Below are 21824 nucleotides of genomic sequence, written 5' to 3' on the forward strand. Positions count from 1 at the left end.
TGAAAATGAAATCTTTAGCAACATTTGTAGGCAAGATATTAGAAGGATTGGTGGTTGCCATATTAGCCGCTATGTCTTGCTTGGTTTTCTTAAACGTTGTTTTACGCTATGGCTTTAATAGCAGTATTAATGTCACTGAAGAAGTGTCTCGTTATCTTTTTGTTTGGTTAGCTTTTTTAGGTGCAATCCTTGCATTTAGAGATAATCAACATGTGAGTGTAGGCATTTTAACAAGCAAATTATCGGCAACGAAACGTCATTTATTAAGCTTGGTAACAGATAGTGCAATGCTATTTTGTTGTTATTTAATTGTGACGGGGAGCTGGATTCAATTTCAGTTAAACCTTAATAATTTAGCGCCAATTTCTGGTTTACCGCAAGGGATTACCTTTTTTGCAAGTGTTGTTGCAGGGGGATTAATTGGCATCTTAATTTTAGTTAGACTTGTAACTACGGTTGGCTTGTTAGTGAAAGGAGATAACCAATGACAGTTGTGATTTTCCTCTCTGTATTATTAGGGGCGATCATTCTTGGTATCCCTGTTGCATTTGCGCTATTAGTTTGTGGCGTAGCATTAATGCTTCATTTAGATTTATTTGATGCGCAAATTTTAGCGCAACAATTAGTGAGTGGTGCAGATAGCTTTTCTTTAATGGCGATTCCATTCTTTATTCTTGCTGGCGAAATCATGAATGAAGGCGGATTGTCTAAGCGTATTATTGATTTACCAATGAAACTGGTTGGTCATAAACGTGGTGGATTAGGCTTTGTTGCGATTTTAGCTGCAATGATTATGGCGAGCTTATCGGGTTCTGCTGTTGCAGATACAGCAGCGGTTGCTGCAATGTTATTGCCAATGATGAAAACAACAGGTTATCCAATTGATCGTTCTGCTGGCTTGATTGGTACTGCGGGTATTATCGCACCAATTATTCCACCTTCTATTCCATTTATTGTATTTGGTGTAGCAAGTGGTGTATCAATCACTAAACTCTTTTTAGCCGGTATTTTCCCTGGTGTCTTAATGGGATTCTGTTTAGCTGGACTTTGGTGGTGGCAAGCAAAACGTTTAGATTTAATGACTTTCTCTAAAGCATCTAAAGAAGAACTTTGCATCTCATTTAAAAACAGTATCTGGGCGCTATTATTACCTGTGATTATTATTGGTGGTTTCCGTACAGGGATTTTCACCCCAACAGAAGCGGGTGCTGTGGCAACCTTCTATGCTCTTGTTGTTTCACTCTTTGTTTATCGTGAACTTAAGTTCAAAGATTTATATAAAGTGATTTTAGCAGCGGGTAAAACAACAGCGGTAGTTATGTTCTTAGTGGCTGCAGCAAATGTGACTGGCTGGTTAATCACTATCGCTGAATTACCACAAATGATGACAGAATTGCTTGGCCCATTAATTGATTCGCCAACCTTACTACTGATTGTCATTATGTTCGTTGTTTTTGTCATTGGTATGGTAATGGATTTAACCCCAACGGTATTAATCTTAACACCTGTATTAATGCCATTGGTTGAAGAAGCGGGTATTGACCCAGTGTATTTTGGCGTACTCTTTATTTTAAACACCTCTATTGGTTTGATTACACCACCAGTCGGTAATGTATTAAACGTTATAACAGGGGTATCAAAATTACCATTTGACCAAGCAGCAAGAGGTATTCTGCCTTATATGCTGATGATGGTCGTGTTATTGTTTACCTTTATTTTTGTTCCATCATTAATTTTAACCCCACTTTCGTGGATGCAACCTTAATCTATTAGGAGATTATTATGAAATTATTTAATCTTAAAACTTTAGCAGCTTTTGTTGCAGGTATGGCTGTATTATCAACAGCGAATGCTGAAGTGAAATTACGCTTTGGTTATGAAGCACCTCGCAGCGATACCCAACATGCAGCGGCGAAAAAATTTGATGAGTTGTTAAAAGAAAAAGCGAAAGGCGAAATCAAATTAAGCCTTTTCCCTGATAGCACATTAGGTAATGCACAAACCATGATTAGCGCAGTTCGTGGTGGTACACTTGATATCGAAATGTCAGGATCTCCAAATTTCTCTGGTTTAGAGCCAAAATTAAATGTAATTGATATTCCATTTATTTTCAAAGATCGTGAGCATGCTTACAAAGTATTAGATGGTGAAATTGGTCAAGGCTTATTAAAAGATTTAGAAGCACAAGGCTTAAAAGGTTTAGCTTTCTGGGAAGTAGGTTTCCGTTCATTCACAAACTCTAAACACCCAGTTAAAACACCTGATGATATCAAAGGCTTAAAAGTACGTACTAACCAAAACCCAATGTACATTCAAGCATTTAGCTTATTAGGTGCAAACCCAGTGCCAATGCCATTAGGTGAGCTGTACACTGCGTTAGAAACTAAAGCTGTTGATGCGCAAGAGCATCCAGTAGGTATTTTCTGGTCAGCGAAATTGTATGAAGTACAAAAACACCTTAGCTTAACTAACCATGGTTATACTCCATTAATTGTTGTGATGAACAAAGCAAAATTTGATGGTTTAAGTCCTGAATTACAACAAGCAGTGGTGGAATCAGCTCAAGAAGCGGGTAAATTCCAACGTGAGCTTAATTTAAAAAATGAAAAAGGTATTTTCGAAAAATTACAAAAAGCGGGCATTGAAATCGTTGAAAAAGTAGATACACAACCATTCAAAGCGATTATCGAAAAAGATGTGCGTAAAGCCTTCATCGAGAAAAATGGCGATGGTTTAGTAAAACAAATTGATGCATTAGCTCAATAATTGATAAGCGGTTAAATTTGATAAAACTTGGTCAAATTTAACCGCACTTTTTTACTTTCCTCGTTGTCGAAATGATGACATGCCCAGCGATAACCTATTATTTTTTTACCCGGACGCTTTATTCTAGGCAAAACAACTTCAAATTGTACGTTTGGCAACGATCAAAAAACATGATTTATTACGGCATCGAATAGCCTTTATCGTTTAACTTTTCAATAGGAAAAATTATGAACTATTACCTTGGTATTGATTGTGGTGGTACGTTTATCAAAGCTGCACTATTTGACACCGCGGGCAATATGCTTGCCAGCACAAGAGAGAACGTGATGTTAATTAGTGATATTGCAGGCTATGCGGAACGTGATATGCCGCAGCTATGGTCAGCTTGTGCAGATGTAATTAAAAAGACAATTGAAAAAAGTGGCGTAAATTCCACCGCAGTTAAGGCTGTGGGAATCTCGGCACAAGGTAAAGGAGCATTCCTATTGGATAAAAATCGCCAGCCTTTAGGGAGAGCGATTTTATCTTCAGATCAGCGTTCTATTGAAATTGTAAAACAATGGCAGCAACAGGGTATTCCTGAAAAATTATATCCTATCACTCGTCAAACCTTATGGACAGGTCATCCTGTTTCGATTTTACGTTGGATAAAAGAGAATGAGCCTGAACGCTATGCAAAAATTGGTTCAGTACTGATGTCTCACGACTATTTACGTTTTTGCTTAACTGGTGAATTGCATTGCGAAGAAACCAATATTTCAGAATCGAATCTTTATAATATGGCAGAGGGACGCTACGATCCTGAGTTAGCTGAATTGTTAGGCTTATCTGAAATAATGGACAAATTGCCACCGGTGATTGCTGCTAATCAAGTGGCTGGTTATGTCACTGAACAGGCGGCCGCACAAACAGGATTAGCTGTAGGTACTGCAGTTGTAGGCGGATTATTTGACGTAGTTTCCACCGCACTTTGTGCAGGATTAGATGATGAAACCAAATTAAACGCGGTATTGGGTACTTGGTCTGTGGTGAGTGGCATTACCTCACATATTGATAGTACACAAACATTGCCATTTGTTTATGGTCGTTATGCAGAAGAAAATAAATTTATTGTTCATGAAGCCAGCCCAACTTCTGCGGGGAATTTAGAATGGTTCGTGCAGCAATGGGGTGATTTAAGCTACGATGAAATCAATCAAGGCATAGCTGAACTACCACCAGCTGCAAGTTCAGTTTTATTTGTGCCTTTCTTATATGGTTCAAATGCAGGATTAGGTATGCAAGCGGGCTTTTATGGTATGCAAGCTTATCATACAAAAATGCATCTATTGCAAGCGATTTATGAAGGCGTGCTATTTAGTTTAATGCACCATTTAAATCGCATGTTAAAACGTTTTCCGAATACGCAAGTCTTACGAGTAACTGGTGGTCCAGCTAAATCTAAAGTATGGATGCAAATGTTAGCGGATTTAACTGGAATGAAATTAGAAATTCCAGCTGTAGAGGAAACGGGTTGTTTAGGTGCAGCCTTAATGGCAATGCAAGGTACTGGTATGAATTTAAGTGACATGGCAATTTTAAGTGGTAAAATGCAACAAATTTTACCTAATCCAGAAAATTTTGATGCTTATCAGCAAAAATATCAACGCTATCAATGCTTAGTTGAAGCATTAAAAACAGTATAAAAATAGGAGTGGTTTGTGAGAAAACATAAATTAGGCATCTATGAGAAAGCCTTACCAAAAAATATCAGTTGGCAAGATCGCCTTTCTATTGCGAAAGCGTGTGGTTTTGACTTCGTTGAAATCTCAATTGATGAAACTGATGAACGTTTAGCACGTTTAGATTGGACGAAAAAAGAACGTTTAAAATTAGTGAAAGCGATTGTGAATACGGGCGTGACTATTCCGTCAATGTGTCTTTCTGGACATCGTCGTTTCCCATTTGGTAGCCGAGATGAAGCAACGCGTAAGAAAGCTTATGAAATTATGGAAAAAGCCATTCAGCTTGCTGTGGATTTGGGTATTCGTACAATCCAACTTGCTGGTTATGATGTATATTACGAAGAGCAAGATGAAGGCACAATTGAGCGTTTCCAACAAGGATTAGAATGGGCAGTTGAGCTTGCAGCAAGCAATCAAGTGACCATTGCAGTTGAGATTATGGATACCAAATTTATGAGTTCAATCTCTCGCTGGAAAAAATGGGACGATATTATCAAATCGCCTTGGTTTACCGTATATCCCGATTTAGGCAACCTTTCTGCATGGAACGACAATGTGGCAGAAGAGTTAAAATTAGGTATCGACAAAATTTCTGCTATCCACTTAAAAGATACATTTAAAGTGACAGAAACCTGTAAGGGTCAATTCCGCGATGTACCTTTTGGCGATGGTTGTGTTGATTTCGCATCTTGTTTTAAAACCTTAGCGGAATTAAATTACCGCGGTGCATTTTTAATTGAAATGTGGACAGAAAAAGCAGAAGAACCAATTGCGGAAATTATTAATGCACGCCGTTGGATTGAACAAAAAATGAAAGAGGGAGGTTTCCAATGTTAAAAGAATTGAGAGAACGTGTATTAAAAGCAAATCTTGAATTGCCAAAATATGGCTTAGTGACATTTACTTGGGGAAATGTCAGTGAAATTGATCCTGAAACAAGATTAGTGGCGATCAAACCATCTGGCGTGGAATATGATGTGATGACCGCTGATGATATTGTCATTGTTGATTTAGATGGCAACAGAGTATGGGGCGATAAAAAGCCTTCTTCAGATACACCTACGCACTTAGAGCTTTATCGTCAATTCCCTGAAATCGGTGGTGTAGTGCATACCCATTCACGCCATGCAGTGGGTTGGGCACAAGCGGGTGAAGATATTTTAGCGTTAGGCACAACACAGGGCGATTATTTCTACGGTTCTGTGCCTTGTACGCGCAAAATGACCCCAGAAGAAATTGCGGGCGAATATGAACTTGAAACAGGTAAAGTGATTGTAGAAACTTTCCGTAAACGCAATATCGATCCTAATATGGTGCCAGGCGTATTAGTTCATTCACATGGCCCGTTCACTTGGGGTAAAAATGGACATGATGCAGTGCATAATTCCGTTGTATTAGAAGAAGTGGCTTATATGAATTTCTGTAGCAAACTGATTCGTCCAAATGTGCAATCAATGCAACAAGAATTACTTGATAAGCATTATTTACGCAAACATGGTAAAAATGCTTATTACGGACAATAATTGTTGAGCGAACCAAGGGTATTATATAACTTTTGCAAAAAGTAAAATCTTAAGCAATAAAAAAGTGCGGTGGAATTCACCGCACTTTTCGTTTTTATATTGCTAAATATTCTGCAAGAACTTGGGCAATCCCATCTTCATTGTTGCTTAGCGTAACAAGTTTAGCTTGTTGCTTCACTTCGGGTTCAGCATTCCCCATTGCCACACCTAAACCCACAGCGGTGATCATTGAGGTGTCATTATGATTATCACCAAATGCGATAGCCTGTTGTGGCTCGATGTTCCACATTTTTAACAATTCAACTAATCGGGCACCTTTGGTATTACCTAAATTAGCAATATCGGCACGATCAAACCAAGACCATTCACAGCTAAATTCTTGTGGAGATAATTCGGCGAGAGCTTGTTCCATTAGCGATTTATCTGGGTGGCTGAGTACGCCTTTCCAAATAATTTCTTTGTTTTCAATCAGCGAATTCAGATTGTCTAACAGATTTAGTTTTGGGCGAATATTTTCTGGATAACTATTTGCCCATTGTGAGAATTTGGCCATATGAGGATTTAAGCTGGCAAAATTCATTTTATCTCGGGAATAAATTAATAAATGTAATTGATATTTTTCTGCTAAATCAATGAGTTGTTTTGCTTGTTGCAATGATAAAGGATTAGAAATCAGCACTTCGTCATTTTGCGGTTGATACAAATAGGTACCGTTACAACAAATCATTGGTGTATCTAAATTTAGCTCAACATAATAAGGATAAGTAGCAGTGTGGTGGCGACCTGTAACAAGCACCACTTTAATACCTTGCTCAATACAGCGTTGAATCGCTTGTTTACTTGAAGGTAAAATTTTTCCTTCACTATTTAATAAGGTACCGTCAAGATCAAAGGCAACAACTTTATAGTTCATTTTTTCTCCAATTTTATCTGTGATAAAAGTAATGACCGCTAAAGTGCGGTCATTTTTCATGATGTTTTATTCAATCCACTCAACTACTTCTTCAGTTGGCTTGCGGTATTTTTTAGTGATTTCTTTTGCTCTGTAACCGAAAGTCACCATGCAAGAAACGCCGTATTCATTTGGGTCAAACAAACCTTCTTCTGCGAGGATACGGTTTACTTCGTCATAGTTAAAGCCTTCAATTGGGCAACTATCAATACCAATTAGCGCGGCCCCTGTCATCATATTGCCTAAGGCAATATAGGTTTGTTTGCTGCACCAGTCAAATAAAGTGCGGTCATTTTCAAGCACTTTTATATCATTGATTTGGAAGCTTTGATAGCGCGCAATCGTCGCTTCCATTTGTTCCGCTGTTAAACCTCGTTTAGCTAAAGAAACGCGAAAGAATTCGCTATCGTAGCGTGCATTCTTTTTCGCTAATAAAACTACAATATGGCTTGCTTCAGCAATAGGATGTTTAATTCCCCAACAGACAGGATGAATTTTTTCGCGTAATGCTGGATTTTGTAAGACAATAAATTTCCAAGGTTCAGAGCCCACAGAGCTTGGTGAAAGTCGAGCCAATTCTAAAATATAATCCATATCTTCTCGGCTGATTTTTTTATTGATGTCATAGTAGCGGCAAGCTGCGCGATAATTGAATGCATCTAAAACCTGTTGTTTACTGATATTAAACATATATTCCCCTTTTAAATTCAAAAGTAAAAAAGAATAAACCGCACCTTAAAAGTGCGGTCTATTTTTGCTAAATTTTAGTTAAGGTATTTGAATACTTTAACCACTTTTTCAACACCAGATACATTGCGAGCGACTTCAGCAGCAGCATCAGCTTGTTCTTGTGTTACATTACCCATCAAGAACACTTCTTTGTTTTCGGTGACCACTTTAATATCGGTTGTCTTAACGGCTGAATTTAACAACATATCTGACTTAATTCTGGTTGTTATCCAACTGTCCTGTGATTTGCGACCAAATGAAATTGGCGTGCCTGTACGCATTTCATTATAAACATCATTCACACCTTCTACGCCTTGCGCCAATCCCGTTGCGACGGATTTCAAACTTTCATCAGGCACTTGACCTAATAGCAACACACGACCACTATAAGAAACCACAACCACACGACCTTCCGCTTTGATTTGCTCATCTTTGGTTACAGCATCATAAACTTTAAATTCGAGGGTTTCATCATCAAGTTGTGTCCCCATTGTGCGAGGATCGGTCCCTACTTTTGTTGCTACTGCAGCACCACCTAAACCTAAAGCGATACAACCTTGTAAAAGAAAAGTAGCACCTAATAACAGACTGATTTTCTTAAATGTTTTCATATTCATTGACCATTTCTCCTTCAATGTTTGTTTGCCTTAGTGTGTTGTGCTAGGGCTACTTTGTCAACTATTTTGTGTAAATAATTGGTGATCAATTAATTCACAAAATAAATTAATCATAAATAAATGGCTTTCTAAAATGCGGCTTTCTTTATTGCTAGGCACAGAAAGAGCCAAATCATTTTCACTTAATAAACCGCGCAAGTGGTGCGCATTATCACCCGTTAAAGCAATAATGGGGATTTCTTTGGTAAAGGCTTGATTGATTACATTGATAATCGGTAATTCATCACCAAAAGGAGAGAGAATAACTAAGATATCGCCCTGTTGTGCCACCGCGTTAAATTGGCGTTGTAATAATTGTTCCAATGGATTATCAAAAACAATGGCAGAACCCACCGCACTATCTAAATTTAGTAATACTGAAGGAAAGCTTGGGCGTTCTAATTCGTGGCGATTGAGTAAATTTGCCACAAGACATTGCGCATTAGCATAAGAACGACCAATACCACACACGATAATTTTATTACCACGCAGTAAGCAACTGACAAGATGTTGCGTTGCCACATTAAGTTGATTGGCGAGAGATTTTGACGTTGCAATTTGAATTTGAATATTTTCAGCAAAGAGATCGTTAATTTTGTTTAACATATTATTCAAGGAAATTAGGTAACCATTCAATTGAAGAGGGACTTTGTTCAAAGGTAATTAAATCAAAGCGACAATCTGCATCTTCTAAACTTTGTCCTTGTTGTGCGAGCCAAAGACTTGCCGCATCAAGCCATTTTTGTTGTTTACGCCAATCCACACTTTCAATAGCAGAGCCAAAATGATCATTTTTACGTTGGCGAACTTCCACAAACACCAAGGTTTCGCCATCTCGCATAATGAGATCCAACTCGCCACATTTAAATTGCTGATTAGCTGCGACAAATTGTAGCCCTTGATTTTCTAAAAAGAGGCGAGCTTGATATTCAAACTGCGCCCCTTGTTGACGTTTAGAAGAGAACATCTTAATTTTTTAAGGTGTGAATATTACCGTCTTGATATTGGAACCAAGTCATATCACGTTCAATATTGCAGTTTGGCCCCGCGCTTAATTTACCAGTTAAACCGCTCACTGAATAGCCTGGTACTTGGCGTAACTCATTGAATTGATTGATTAATAACCAAGCATCAGCTCCCATTGCATATAAACGCATTAAAGAATAATCACCGCCTGTTTGTGCTTCAATTTTTTTGTATTGCTCAGAATCAGTTTCTTTAAAGAATGGAATATCACTAAATTGTAATCCATTCATTTGTAAACGATATTCTGGTGTATTATTGGATGAATTAATGCGTGAACTTGCATAAAGTTTTAAATTTGGATTGACATTATCAATCACAGATTTAATTTCAGAAAGCTGTTCACTTAACGCAACGATATACATGGCTTGCGCTTCTTTTGATACCCCTTCTTCTAAAGCTAAGGCAATATCTTGTGCACTATTATAGAAACGAATATTCGCATCTGTGCCAGCTAGTTGTTGCCAACGTACAGTGAATGCATTACCTGTGCGTTGCCCTAAATCACTTTGTGGTACCATCACTAATGGTGAGCGAATACCATCATCCCACATTTTGTTTGCGGCTGATTCTGCTTCATCTTCTGGAGCTAATCCATAATAGCAAAGCTGGTTTACGGCACGAGCATTTGCTGTTGCATTTAATGCCAACACATTTAACCCTTGAATTGCATTTGGATTATTTAATACCGCATCCACATTGGCTTTTAACAATGGACCAACAACCGCTTTCGCGCCTGACATTTTGGCTTGTTCGATAATTGTCGGAATATCTTTATCTACCGTATCAATCACATCAACTTGAATATCAGCTGCATCACCTCGCGCGCTATCAAAACCTGATTTCACAGAATTGCCAATCACTTGAGCATTACCGCTTAATGGTAACAACAATGCTACTTTATTGATTTGCGTCTGTTGGAAATTAGACATGGTTTTGAGTTCAGTTGGGAACAAATAAGCTGCGCTATGATTTGGATAATTCGCTTTCCAAGTTTGTAATGCTTGGTTAAGTTGAGATGGATTATTCAAATTATCATTGTAAGCTTGTGCTAAGGCTAACCAACCACCTAAAGCTGCATTGCCTTCCGCTGAAGTGTTGCTAATAGTGCCTTTATTGGTGTTACGCAATAATGCCCAAGTGCGGTCAATATTTTCTTGTTTTCGTTGCACATCTGTGAGTAAGGCATCAATTTGAATACGCGCTTTAACCGCTTCAATCATATCGCGTTTATTTTCTGCCACACGAGAAACCACTTCATAATAACGTGCTTTTTGTGATGGGCTTAATAAAGCTAAATTGATTGAACTTAATTGGTTTTCTGCATTGCTATTTTTATTTTTAAGCGCAGAAATATGAGCTTCAATTAATGATTTATCTAATAATTGTTCTGGTGTTAAATCCACAAGTTCTGCTAATAAGGCTTCTGCTTGTGCAATTTTATTTTCAGTAACTAATACACGAGCTGCAAGTAATTTATAGGTTTGTTTATCTTCAAGATCCTGAGTTTGTTCTAATTTATTCATATAAAAATCAGAACTAGCATTGGCGTCGTTTTTTAATACTTCTGCAAAGTTGCTGCCAAATAGATTGGTACAGCCGGCTAACATCACAGGAAATAAAAGTGGCATTAAACGTTTTTTAAATTTAGTACCTTGTAATAGAATAGTCATAATTACTCCTCGTCAGAAAGATGGTAGGATCTTACTTCTCTCATCGATTAAAAGCAATAAAAGAAGACACAAAATGATGAATTCAGGCATTTTATATATAGTGGCAACGCCAATTGGCAACTTGCAAGATATTAGCCAGCGCGCTTTAGAAACCTTTGCACAAGTAGATTTAATTGCGGCGGAAGATACGCGTCACAGCGGTTTATTGTTGAGCCATTACGCGATTAAAAAGCCGTTTTTTGCTTTACACGATCATAATGAACAGCAAAAAGCGGATTTATTGGTAGAAAAACTGCAACAGGGGAGCCATATTGCGCTGATTTCTGATGCTGGCACGCCATTAATTAGCGATCCAGGTTTTCATTTGGTGAGAAAATGTCGTCAAGCAGGCATTAAAGTGGTGCCAGTGCCGGGTGCTTGTGCCGCTATTACTGCATTATGTGCTTCTGGTATTGCTTCAGATCGTTTTTGCTTCGAAGGTTTTTTACCTGCCAAGAGCAAAGCAAGACAAGATAAATTACAAAACTTAGTCAAAGAAGACCGCACTTTAATCTTCTATGAAAGTACCCATCGCATTTTGGATACCCTAGAAGATATAGAAAGCGTTTTTGGGGCAGAACGTTATGTTGTGCTTGCTCGCGAAATTACAAAAACATGGGAAACCATAACCGGCGATGCAGTTGGCCAATTACGTCAATGGTTGCAACAGGATGCGAATCGAACCAAAGGCGAAATGGTGTTGATTGTGGAAGGAAATACACAAAGGGCAGAGGAAGAATTTGAACCGAAAGCTATTAAAGCCTTACAACTGATAAGCCAAGAATTACCATTAAAAAAAGCAGCAGCAATTGTCGCTGAATTATATGGCTACAAAAAAAATGCCCTTTATCAATACGGGCTAGAACATTTTGACTAAAAAAGAAGATAAATTTTGCGATCCTGATCAAACTTCGGAAGATTTATACTTTATTTGTATTAAATGATCTGTTTATAATCGTTCCCCTCATTTTTATGGACGGAATGGTTAAGGATTAGGATGAAGTTAGATGAATTAGCAAAATTAGCGGGCGTATCACGCACAACAGCAAGCTATGTGGTCAATGGCAAAGCGAAACAATATCGCGTGAGCGATAAAACCATTGCTAAAGTCAACGCCTTAATTAAAGAGCATAACTTCAAACCTGATGCCCTTGCTGCCAGTTTAAGAGCTGGCAAAACCAATACTATCGGTTTAATCATTCCAGACTTTGAAAATATCAGCTACGCGCAAATCGCCAATCTATTAGAAAATCGTTGTCGCGAAAAAGGTTACCAATTATTAATCGGTTGCACCAACGACAACGCGCAAAATGAAATAGCCTGTGTTCAACAACTTCTACGTCGTAAAGTGGATGCCCTCATTGTGTCTAGCGCCTTAGCCTCTGATGATCCTTTTTATCAACAGCAGGCAGATAAAGTTTCCATCATTGGTTTCGACCGAAAAATTATGGTGGACAAGGTACAGAATGTATTAAGCAATGATGAACAAGACGCTTTTCGTCTAGCGGAAAATTTATTGCAAAACAACTATAATAACGTGTTATTCCTCGGTGCAGTGCCAGAATTAGCGACAAGCTGTGAACGAGAAAAAGGCTTTCGCCAAGCATTAAAAGCGCGGTCGATTTCTGCACAGTTTTTATATGCTGAACAATTCCACAAACAAAGTGCTGCCCAAATTATGCAACAATGGCTTGAGCACAATCCATTACCAGAAGCGATTTTTGTTACTTCTTTAACATTATTACGCGGCGTATTCCAAGCCTTGCTCGCCAAATACAAAGCCATTCCAAAACAATTAGCTATCGCGACATTTGGCAATCATGAAATGCTCGATTTATTAGAAAATAAAGTGATTTGCAGTGTACAACATCACGAAAAAATCGTGGAAAGCTTACTACAACTCACTTTTAGCCAACTAGATAATCAACCCATAAACCAACCAATCCAACCAATCGAACGAGATATCCAGTGCCGAAACTGTGGCTAGTTTAAAAAGTGCGGTGTAAAAAAGATAAATTTTTCTTCTCGAGGATATAAGATCAACAGAGATCCTCGTTTTTAGATTAAGCATCACCTATGCCAATAGGCGATGTAACCTGCCCTCTACCATCTTTATTATAAACAGGTATAATATAACCAATATTTATAAGGTTAAATGTCCTTTCTTTGACTTTTTTCTTTACTTTCAAATGGTTAAGGTTTAAAATTATGACACAGCACAGCACAGCACAGCACAGCACAGCACAGCACAGCACAGCACAGCACAGCACAGCACAGCACAGCACAGCACAGCACAGCACAGCACAGCACAGCACAGCACAGCAGGCTCAAATTCTAGCCGCCCAACAAGCCTTTCTTAACGAACTCGATGCCAAACTCTGGCAATCCGCCGACAAACTCCGCCAACAGCTCGATGCCGCCAACTATAAACACGTTGTGCTCGGCTTGATTTTTCTCAAATACGTTTCCGACACCTTCGAACAGCAACGCGAAAAAATCCGACAAGAGCTGACCGACCCTGACAATCCCTTTTATCTCTCGCCCGAAGGCTACAGCGACAGCGAATATCAACAACTTTTAGCCGATGAATTGAACCAAGCCGATTATTACCAAAAAGACAACGTCTTTATCGTGCCGGAAAAAGCCCGTTGGAATAATCTCAACAAAGTCGTCAAATTCAATAACGGCGATCCGCTGCCTTGGGGCGATAAATTCAAAGGCGTGGCGAATTTGATTGATGATGCTTTCCAAGCCATTGAAAATCACAACGACAAACTCAAAGGCGTGATCCAACGCATCTCCCCCTTTAATGTGGATGAAAGCATCTTAATCGGCTTGGTCGATTTATTTTCCAGCACCAGTTTTACCGCCAAAGATTACAACGGCACGCCACTGCACCTTGCCGCCAAAGATATTCTCGGGCACGTTTACGAATATTTTCTCGGGCAATTTGCTCTTGCTGAAGGTAAGCGTGCAGGGCAATATTTCACCCCGAAATCCATTGTTTCCCTGATTGTCGAAATGATTGAGCCCTACCAAGGCAGAATTTACGACCCAGCAATGGGATCGGGCGGCTTTTTTGTGCAAACCGAACGCTTTATCCAAGCCCATCAGGGCAATATCAACAATGTTTCCATCTATGGGCAGGAATCCAATCCAACAACATGGAAACTGGCAGCAATGAATATGGCGATTCGTGGTTTGGAGTTCGACTTTGGCAAAGGCAGTGCTGATACATTACGTAATCCACAACATCCTGATTTGCGTGCTGATTTCGTGATGGCAAATCCGCCGTTTAATATGAGAGAGTGGTGGAATGCCAAGCTCGAAAGTGACCCTCGCTGGCAATATGGTAAACCACCTGAAGGCAACGCTAACTTTGCTTGGATGCAACATATGATTTACCATTTATCGCCCAAAGGCAAAATGGCATTGCTGCTTGCCAATGGCTCAATGTCTAGCCAAACAAATAACGAAGGCGAGATTCGCAAAAACATCATCAATGCTGATTTAGTTGAAGCAATGATTGCTTTGCCTAGTAATCTATTCACTAATGCGACTGTTCCCGCTTGCATTTGGATTTTAAACAAAAGCAAGAAACGTAAAGGCGAAGTGCTGTTTATCGATGCCCGCCAAATCGGCTATATGAAAGACCGCGTTTTAAGGGATTTCAAACCTGAGGACATCGCCCACATCGCCGGCACCTACCACCGATGGCAAGCTGCAGACGGCTATGAAAACCAAGCCGCCTATTGTTATTCCGCCACACTTGCCGAAATTGAAGCACAACAATTTGTACTCACCCCCGGACGCTATGTCGGCACCGCCGAACAGGAAGACGACGGCATACCTTTTAGCGACAAAATGCAAAAACTCACCGCTTGTTTAGCCGAACAATTTAAACAAAGTGCCGAGTTGGAAGCCAAAATCAAAGCGAATTTAAAGGAGTTGGGGTATGAGTAAGTTATCAGAAATTGTGGTATTTAACCCAACAAGATCTTTAAAAAAGGGAACTGTAACATCTTTTATAGAAATGGCTTCATTGCCTACTAATGCACGATATATAGAGAAAATTGAACTAAAAGAATTTAGTGGCTCTGGAACAAAGTTTAAAAATGGCGACGTTTTATTTGCTCGTATAACTCCCTGCCTAGAAAATGGTAAAACAGCTCAAGTTTTTGAATTAAAAGATGATGAAGTTGCTTTTGGTTCAACAGAGTTTATTGTTATGTCTGCCAAGGAACCAGAATTTGATCAAGATTACTTATATTATTTTGCTCAATTACCTGAATTTAGAGAATATGCCAAATCACGAATGGAAGGAACATCGGGAAGGCAGAGAGTTTCTTGGCAATCCTTATCAGAATTTGAGTTTAACTTTCCTGATAAAGAGAACAGAAAAAATGTAGGGGCATTTTTAAGTGCTTTCGACCAAAAAATCCAACTCAACACCCAAATCAACCAAACCCTAGAACAGATCGCCCAAGCCATCTTTAAAAGCTGGTTTATCGACTTCGACCCTGTGCGAGCCAAAGCCGCCGCCAAAGCACAAGGGGCAACGGACGATCAAGCCGACCAAGCGGCAATGGGCATCATCAGCGGAAAATCCCCCGCCGAACTTGCCACCTACCGCCAAACCCACCCCGAAGACTACAACAAACTCGCCCAACTCGCCCACCAGTTCCCCAGCGAATTGGATGTGATTGATGGTGTAGAAGTGCCGAAGGGGTGGGATATTAGCGTTTTGTCTGATATTTCATCAATGAGAAACGGATATGCATTCAAAAGTAGCGAATGGACTGATGAAGGCTTACCTGTCATAAAAATTGGTTCCGTTAAACCAATGATTGTTGAAGTAGAAGGAAATGGATTTGTTAGTGAAGAAAATCAATTTTCCAGACCTAATTGTTGCCGACCGCGAAATTTGAGAAAAATAACCACTTGAAGTGAGAAACGATTTTTAGCGCATTTTCTCAGTTCAAGTGGTTATTTGTTACCTAAGATTTTTGAGATTTAAGTACCTTTAAAAATGTCCTTAAAAGGCGTTTAAACTAGAATTTATAAACCAAGTTATCCTCATATTTGCCCGCATAGCTTGTTGAGGTGTTAATAGCAATGCGTTGGGCATTATCAAAGGCTTGCCAGTTTTTGACCTTATCTGTGATTAGATAATCAATAAACCGTATAAACTCGCTTTTGGTTGAGCTGAAAAAGAGGTATGGAGGTCTGGTTAAATCTATCAACCGTAAAAAGTCAACCAAGTCAAAGTAGCGCGCTTGTTTGTAACTAGCTTGATGGGTGCATAAATATGGTGGGTCAAGCATAAATAGCGCTTTGGGGTCATCCTTAAACTTGGGCAGTAAAGAGTGAAAACTCTCATTAACTACCTCAATCCCATCTAAATAGTCATCTGCACTTGGATAATCACTTTGGCGACAGCAGTGCCAAAAATCCTCTTTGAACAACTCATCCAAACCCCTTACCTGTTGACCACTAAATAGTAGCCATGCGCAAAGAATATGACTGTCAATATAACCATCAAAACCTTTAATTACATTGATGATTTGTTGTTTTAACTCTGCCGACAAACGCTTTTGTTTTGGCACATCTGCCAGTAGTGGATAAATAAGCTGTCGCAAGCGATTGATATCATCAATATGTGCTACGCGCTCAGCGTAATTATCAAAATCATTGTAAATAACGCGTGCTTTAGGCTTGATACGTTTTGCTACGTGGCTTAATAGACCGCTACCGCCAAAGGCATCAATAATTGTCCACCCCTCGCCATCATTGGGGATATTATCATTTAACACTTGCTTGTAGTGATTTAAAAACATGCGCTTTTGCCCAATAAATGGTAGCGGAGCTTGTTTAAAATGGACTACGCTTTGTTTGTTTGTTTGTTTGTTTGTTTGTTTGTTTGTTTGTTATTTTTAGTGTAATCCATCTACCCCCTCCACAATATCTAAATCACTTTGTGCATCTGCCCAATAAGAGCCATCGGCATTATGCCAATGGGTAGGTGGTAGCTCATCTCCGTTAAACTCAACTACCAATAACTTGCCAAAATCGCTCTCATGGACGATTTGAGCTGCATTGCCATTGCGTAATTTAACTTGACTAGGTTGTTTTTGCTCATACATTTTTTGTTTGAGCAAGTAGCCCTCTAGCACCCAAATTTTGTCAAAGGCATCCTCAAATGCCACCTTATCGCCCACCTCTTGATTGTAGTTTGACTCATCCACGCAAGCGCTTGTCCCCACAACATTAAAGCCGTTTTTAAGGGTGAGCGTGCAGATAGTGAGTACACCTTGATGCACGTACTCAGTGTTAACAATTAGGCTTTTTAAATACGCTGGAGTTACTTTGGTCATTTGTTAAGTCCTCTTACAATCTCTGCTAAATCATTTGGGCTAAATCGCCACCCGTCGGTGCTGTTAAAAAGGGTGTTAAAACACCACTCACTGCAAAAATATCGGCTGCGTTTGTGCTTAACACCAAATACAATGCCAAACGCGCCACACCAGTCGTATTTTGCGCCTTTAGTCTGATTAAAATAGCGGATGATTTGCTGCTCGGATATCATATTTATCGGAATCAGATCCCATTTGTCACGGTCTAGCAACATATTTTTATACCTCACACCGCCATCACGGATAGAGGATGAATAACAATCATAAGTAACGTAAGGGTATGGATCTCCACCAACAAACTCTTTCTTCTCAACCACAAGCTCACAATGGGAGTAGATACCCTTGGTCAATTTACGAGTAAGCCAGTCGCTAAAGCGTGCCAAAAGTGCGGTGGGATTTTTACCCGTTTTTTTGCCCTTGTAGAGAGCCAAATAGATTTGTGCCTCCATAGTTAATCTCCTTGATAAACCGCCGACCAGCCAGTGCTAAAATCATAATCAAGGGGGGTGTCCGCTTGCTCCATCAGCGCCTTGTGGCGTTCAGCGTTGGTAAAGTCTGCTTGCTCATTGAGTAGCATTTGCATAGATAATTCATCCAATAACGCTTTAGTGAGTGTCACAAAACTGTTATCCATGGTTTTCCATTGGATTGGCGGTAGCTGGTCTAGGGTACGCATAAAAATGTATTGTTGACGGCTTTCATCATTAGTATGGAACCACTTATCCACCGATTTAACATAGCAACCACCGCGCAAATTATCATGGCGTTTTTGTTTGATTTGCTCCCAGACTTGTGTTTGTTGTTCGGCTTTTAATTGGACTTGATGTTCATCTGAAATCACCCAAATGCCATTTTGTAATTTATGATAGGAGCTAGGTCGAGGGGATTGCTCTACAATTATCCCGTTGATTAACACTGGATTATCAAAAATATCCTCTGATTGCACCACAGTCTCGTTTCGGCTCATCAAATCCGCAGAATCTGGCTCAAGATTGCAACTTGCCACAAAATCACCTTGTTGATTAAAAATGTAGTACATTATTTTTTCACTCCTATCACAATATAATTGACGCTGGCATTATCGTATTTTCTGCCAGTACCCGGTTCTGTGTGTGTACCATTTATACTGTAAGTTTTAGCTGTAACCACTCTCCCTGTAAGGTAATAATCTAATACCATATAATTTGGGTTTCTACCGTCCAATTTACTTAACTCCGTACTGCGTCGGATTGATATGTGAAAGTAGCATTCATTTTCACTGAATCCCGCTGGTAGTGGTAAAGTTGAATTATTACCTACCGCCCCCGTTAATATTGCAATATCGCCTTTGAGAGCTAGCGTGCCACTTTTTTCTGGGACTGATACTTCGTAGTAATTTCTGCTGTTATTGATATCTCTCCGATAAAGTACAAATTTATTGCTATTACTCTCTATTATCATTTTATCTTGGCGACTTGGACGGATAATAGTTAAGCCCCCATATTGGCTAGTTGTAACATCTAGGTAAGTATTGCCATTATGGTGTACCCTGTACTGATCCACATATAAATCTTTATTAGCCTCTATTCTGTCCGACTTGATATAAATACCCCAACCATAAGCGTAACTATGTAATGCAATATCGTCATCTGATTCACGCTGATTACCCACATACCAGTTATTAACACCATTTTTTTTGCCTCTGACAAAATTATAACTACTGTCAAACTCCAGGTTGCCGGTCATTGTATCGCCACTTTTGCTTACTCTTCCGTTGGCGTTATCGTTTGCATCATTAGCTTTATTCAATGCCTCAACACCTTTATCGTGGGCAGTTTTCGCCGCTTTGCTTGTCGCCACATTGTCAGAGGAATCACTTGCCACTGAGTCGGATTTTTTATCATTTTTGATATAGTTACCCAATGCTTGCTGCACTGTTGCAATCATTTGCGCCAGTTTTTTACCCGCTTTGGCGGTGAGTCCTAAGCTTTCACTATCCAGTCCTGTGTCATTGGTGAGTTGCACAATCCCTTTTTGTGTGGTGCTGGCTTGGTCGATGGCGTGGCTATGACCTTGTGTATCAGAGGTATTGCTACTGCTTGCGCTAATGTCCTTAGGCTGTAAATGTGCTTTTAAATACTCAGTACGGTCCGCCAGTTCACGTAGTGGGCGGTTGGTAATGCCTTTTTCACCACCATGTACTGGGTCATTTTCTTCGATGAGGTAAACTTGATTTACCCATTTTTTTACTTGTGCAAAAAATCCCATTTAAACGTCCTTTAATCTACTTTAAAATTAGTTAGAGCCATGGTTATAAGTGCGGTCATAGCGCGCTTTGTTGTTGTATCGGATTGCTGCAGCTTTATAGTCCAGCACTGCCAAAATACATCTTGCGGGGGCAAAATTACGCAACACTTTGCGGATATTGGCAACCTGTTCATTAGTGACAGGTTGAGTGAGTCGGATAGCATAATGCGCCCAGCGTTCTTCAGTTGGTATGCGAGTCACATTGGTGTTTTCATAAACACGATCTTTTAACCCTTCGTCAATTTCGATTTCACCAAAACCAAGTTTGCGCAATACTTCTCGGATAGCACTTGGCGTGCCTTTACGTCGATGCAGTTCAATGGCATTTTTGATTAATGCTTGCTTCGAGCCTTCGCTTTCCGCTACAAACTCACCGTCATAGCCTGTTACACTCCATTTTTCCGCTAATAAGGGGGTAAATTCATCTCCTAGCAACTCAACTAACGTTGTCATAATTTGCTGAGTACTTAATTGCCCTAAACGTAAGCTTAAATCTGCAAGTGCGGTATATTTAGGGTCATTAACGATAATATCTGCATATTGCAACTTAGCCATTAGTGCGTCCTTCTGCGACTTCAATACTTAGGCTTGTACAGTTTGCCCATTCATTGTCTGCGACGACTGTTTTGCTCGGTTGGATAAGGTTGACATCATAAACTCCTTCAACACGCAATGCCGAAATAATGGCACTTGGCACAATGTCCATTCCTAGCTTTTTGGTTTTGTCCGATAAATATTGCTGCAGTGCGTCTCTTGCTTTGGTTTTAACAACGTCTTCGCGATAGCCATCTAACAAGGTTAATTCTGCGCGAATTTGATAATCTCGCTGAGTTGGTGCGATAACTTCTACGGTGTCACAAAGTGGGCGCAAGCGTTCTGCGCTGAGGTGTTTTTTTATATCTTGCAACAGGCGACTATCAGGGAGTCCCGTTTTTGTCAGTACAGTGATACGCACAAGCCCACCTTTAGGTGTAGCAATATTGACATCCGCAATGGCTTGTGAAACTGCTCGCGTATGGTAATCATAAGCAGCGATTGAGCCGCACGAGCTAAATGCCTCTGGTGCTGCGAGTATGCGCTTGCGATAGTCATCATCAGCTTCTCGGACTAATCCGCCACTAGAAATATCGACATTACGCACTTCAACTACAGTGGAATTTAGTGCAGTTTTGAGATTTTTAATGCGTCCCACTTCCCAACCATTGCCTTTCAATCCCACTTGATTACATTCAGCCTCAATTTCTACGTATGAAATGAGTGGAGTGATCACATCATCATTTAATGTGGCAAAATAAAGATCATCACTAACGGCGACTTGAGTGCCTTTAGGAATAAGAATGGATTGATGAACGCCTTGCACTGAAAAACGTAAAATACAACGTGCTGGTTTGTCTGTTAAACGGTAACACCCCATGGTTTCACCACATAAATCGAGAGCAATGCCTGTGGCGGTTTGTGGAAAGGTTTGACGAAATGCCTCGTTAATGCCTTTACGAGTTAATAATTCGCGGAAGGCATAGACATTAATAATCAAGCGTTCAATATGAGCAGGTTGCAACATTTTGCCTGTGTCTTTCTCATATTTCGCAATGCTATCGGCGAGAATTTGTTTTACATCTTCAGGCACCACTTTAATGTCGTAGCGGTTATTAATATCCATTGTGGCTTACCTCTGTCGCATGAATTTCGGGATAGACTGCATCGGTCAACATCCATAGCACAGTAAAAGTAAAGTGAGGAGCTGAGCCTGCAATTAACACCTGTTCAATGTTGATGCGTTTTTCCCAGCGTTGTAGCGCTTGGGTGATTTCGCGCACAAAATTTGGGATAGCAACATCTTCAGGCGCATCAATATAACGAAAATGATCAGAGCCAAATTCAGGACGCAGCACATCCGAGCCTTTATGCGTGGCAAGAATGTTAGCTATGCACTGATGGATATCATCAACACCTTGCACCACCGCTGATTTATCATCATGTGGTGAAAGTTGCCAATGGGTTGAATAGATACTGTCTTGTGTGTTCATAGCCTGAGGATAC

24 protein-coding genes are annotated in these 21824 nt (G+C 39.8%); 10 read left to right on the top strand and 14 right to left on the bottom strand.

Annotated elements, in window-relative coordinates:
* Nucleotides 1-5 precede the first annotated feature (5 nt).
* From ACUXZ4_RS05720 to araD, 6 genes are all read left to right on the top strand, one after another.
* Nucleotides 6-488, top strand: a complete 483-nt coding sequence (locus ACUXZ4_RS05720) for a TRAP transporter small permease subunit (protein ID WP_464972265.1) — start codon at nucleotides 6-8, stop codon at nucleotides 486-488.
* Nucleotides 485-1765 carry a TRAP transporter large permease subunit gene (locus ACUXZ4_RS05725; RefSeq protein WP_464972266.1) on the top strand — a complete coding sequence of 427 codons (1281 nt, stop codon included), beginning with the start codon at nucleotides 485-487 and terminating at the stop codon, nucleotides 1763-1765. The genes ACUXZ4_RS05720 and ACUXZ4_RS05725 overlap by 4 nt, the downstream gene beginning before the upstream one ends.
* Before the next feature lie 17 nt (nucleotides 1766-1782).
* Entirely contained in the window at nucleotides 1783-2766 is a 984-nt protein-coding gene (locus tag ACUXZ4_RS05730; protein WP_464972267.1) for a TRAP transporter substrate-binding protein, read from the top strand.
* A gap of 227 nt (nucleotides 2767-2993) precedes the next feature.
* A complete protein-coding gene (locus ACUXZ4_RS05735) occupies nucleotides 2994-4451 on the top strand; it encodes an FGGY-family carbohydrate kinase (RefSeq protein ID WP_464972268.1) in 1458 nt (485 codons plus the stop codon).
* A 15-nt stretch (nucleotides 4452-4466) separates the two neighbouring features.
* A complete protein-coding gene (locus ACUXZ4_RS05740; protein WP_464972269.1) occupies nucleotides 4467-5327 on the top strand; it encodes an L-ribulose-5-phosphate 3-epimerase in 861 nt (286 codons plus the stop codon).
* Entirely contained in the window at nucleotides 5321-6013 is a 693-nt protein-coding gene (gene araD, locus ACUXZ4_RS05745; RefSeq protein WP_464972270.1) for an L-ribulose-5-phosphate 4-epimerase, read from the top strand. Before ACUXZ4_RS05740 ends, araD begins: the two co-directional genes overlap by 7 nt.
* Nucleotides 6014-6107: 94 nt before the next feature.
* On the opposite strand, the gene ACUXZ4_RS05750 is transcribed toward araD, so the two are convergent.
* From ACUXZ4_RS05750 to ACUXZ4_RS05775, 6 genes are all read right to left on the bottom strand, one after another.
* Nucleotides 6108-6926 carry a pyridoxal phosphatase gene (locus ACUXZ4_RS05750; protein WP_464972271.1) on the bottom strand — a complete coding sequence of 273 codons (819 nt, stop codon included), beginning with the start codon at nucleotides 6924-6926 and terminating at the stop codon, nucleotides 6108-6110.
* A gap of 66 nt (nucleotides 6927-6992) precedes the next feature.
* Entirely contained in the window at nucleotides 6993-7655 is a 663-nt protein-coding gene (locus tag ACUXZ4_RS05755) for an NAD(P)H-dependent oxidoreductase (protein ID WP_464972272.1), read from the bottom strand.
* A gap of 74 nt (nucleotides 7656-7729) precedes the next feature.
* Nucleotides 7730-8311: a division/outer membrane stress-associated lipid-binding lipoprotein gene (gene dolP, locus ACUXZ4_RS05760; protein WP_464972273.1), complete on the bottom strand. Its 582-nt coding sequence runs from the start codon at nucleotides 8309-8311 to the stop codon at nucleotides 7730-7732.
* Between the two features lie 57 nt (nucleotides 8312-8368).
* The gene (locus tag ACUXZ4_RS05765; protein ID WP_464972274.1) at nucleotides 8369-8956 is read right to left on the bottom strand and encodes a D-sedoheptulose-7-phosphate isomerase; all 588 of its coding nucleotides are present in this window, start codon (nucleotides 8954-8956) and stop codon (nucleotides 8369-8371) included.
* A 1-nt stretch (nucleotide 8957) separates the two neighbouring features.
* Nucleotides 8958-9317 carry a YraN family protein gene (locus tag ACUXZ4_RS05770; RefSeq protein ID WP_464972275.1) on the bottom strand — a complete coding sequence of 120 codons (360 nt, stop codon included), beginning with the start codon at nucleotides 9315-9317 and terminating at the stop codon, nucleotides 8958-8960.
* A gap of 1 nt (nucleotide 9318) precedes the next feature.
* On the bottom strand, nucleotides 9319-11046 hold the full coding sequence (locus ACUXZ4_RS05775; RefSeq protein ID WP_464972276.1) for a penicillin-binding protein activator: 1728 nt from the start codon (nucleotides 11044-11046) through the stop codon (nucleotides 9319-9321).
* A gap of 73 nt (nucleotides 11047-11119) precedes the next feature.
* Here ACUXZ4_RS05775 and rsmI point away from each other — a divergent pair, with 73 nt between their 5' ends.
* The 4 genes from rsmI to ACUXZ4_RS05795 all read left to right on the top strand — a co-directional run bounded on the left by rsmI (nucleotide 11120) and on the right by ACUXZ4_RS05795 (nucleotide 16030).
* Nucleotides 11120-11962 carry a 16S rRNA (cytidine(1402)-2'-O)-methyltransferase gene (rsmI, locus tag ACUXZ4_RS05780; protein ID WP_464972277.1) on the top strand — a complete coding sequence of 281 codons (843 nt, stop codon included), beginning with the start codon at nucleotides 11120-11122 and terminating at the stop codon, nucleotides 11960-11962.
* 120 nt (nucleotides 11963-12082) lie between these two features.
* A complete protein-coding gene (gene cra / locus ACUXZ4_RS05785; RefSeq protein ID WP_464972278.1) occupies nucleotides 12083-13072 on the top strand; it encodes a catabolite repressor/activator in 990 nt (329 codons plus the stop codon).
* Nucleotides 13073-13293: 221 nt separating this feature from the next.
* Nucleotides 13294-15048: a class I SAM-dependent DNA methyltransferase gene (locus ACUXZ4_RS05790; RefSeq protein ID WP_464972279.1), complete on the top strand. Its 1755-nt coding sequence runs from the start codon at nucleotides 13294-13296 to the stop codon at nucleotides 15046-15048.
* Nucleotides 15041-16030, top strand: coding sequence for a restriction endonuclease subunit S (locus ACUXZ4_RS05795; RefSeq protein WP_464972280.1), 990 nt, complete (start codon nucleotides 15041-15043; stop codon nucleotides 16028-16030). Before ACUXZ4_RS05790 ends, ACUXZ4_RS05795 begins: the two co-directional genes overlap by 8 nt.
* 106 nt (nucleotides 16031-16136) lie before the next feature.
* Here ACUXZ4_RS05795 and ACUXZ4_RS05800 read toward each other — a convergent pair whose 3' ends face one another.
* The 8 genes from ACUXZ4_RS05800 to ACUXZ4_RS05835 all read right to left on the bottom strand — a co-directional run bounded on the left by ACUXZ4_RS05800 (nucleotide 16137) and on the right by ACUXZ4_RS05835 (nucleotide 21811).
* On the bottom strand, nucleotides 16137-16922 hold the full coding sequence (locus ACUXZ4_RS05800) for a hypothetical protein (RefSeq protein ID WP_464972281.1): 786 nt from the start codon (nucleotides 16920-16922) through the stop codon (nucleotides 16137-16139).
* A gap of 96 nt (nucleotides 16923-17018) precedes the next feature.
* A complete protein-coding gene (locus tag ACUXZ4_RS05805; RefSeq protein WP_464972282.1) occupies nucleotides 17019-17459 on the bottom strand; it encodes a Gp49 family protein in 441 nt (146 codons plus the stop codon).
* Nucleotides 17456-17947 carry an enoyl-CoA hydratase gene (locus ACUXZ4_RS05810; RefSeq protein ID WP_464972283.1) on the bottom strand — a complete coding sequence of 164 codons (492 nt, stop codon included), beginning with the start codon at nucleotides 17945-17947 and terminating at the stop codon, nucleotides 17456-17458. The genes ACUXZ4_RS05805 and ACUXZ4_RS05810 overlap by 4 nt, the downstream gene beginning before the upstream one ends.
* 2 nt (nucleotides 17948-17949) lie before the next feature.
* On the bottom strand, nucleotides 17950-18537 hold the full coding sequence (locus ACUXZ4_RS05815; RefSeq protein ID WP_464972284.1) for a DUF4376 domain-containing protein: 588 nt from the start codon (nucleotides 18535-18537) through the stop codon (nucleotides 17950-17952).
* Nucleotides 18537-19745: a hypothetical protein gene (locus tag ACUXZ4_RS05820; RefSeq protein ID WP_464972285.1), complete on the bottom strand. Its 1209-nt coding sequence runs from the start codon at nucleotides 19743-19745 to the stop codon at nucleotides 18537-18539. The genes ACUXZ4_RS05815 and ACUXZ4_RS05820 overlap by 1 nt, the downstream gene beginning before the upstream one ends.
* A gap of 27 nt (nucleotides 19746-19772) precedes the next feature.
* Nucleotides 19773-20339, bottom strand: coding sequence for a phage tail protein (locus ACUXZ4_RS05825; protein WP_464972286.1), 567 nt, complete (start codon nucleotides 20337-20339; stop codon nucleotides 19773-19775).
* The gene (locus ACUXZ4_RS05830) at nucleotides 20332-21444 is read right to left on the bottom strand and encodes a baseplate assembly protein (protein ID WP_464972287.1); all 1113 of its coding nucleotides are present in this window, start codon (nucleotides 21442-21444) and stop codon (nucleotides 20332-20334) included. Before ACUXZ4_RS05830 ends, ACUXZ4_RS05825 begins: the two co-directional genes overlap by 8 nt.
* A complete protein-coding gene (locus tag ACUXZ4_RS05835; RefSeq protein ID WP_464972288.1) occupies nucleotides 21434-21811 on the bottom strand; it encodes a GPW/gp25 family protein in 378 nt (125 codons plus the stop codon). The genes ACUXZ4_RS05830 and ACUXZ4_RS05835 overlap by 11 nt, the downstream gene beginning before the upstream one ends.
* Nucleotides 21812-21824 lie beyond the last annotated feature (13 nt).

The organism is Reella acinonychis, from assembly GCF_052828705.1.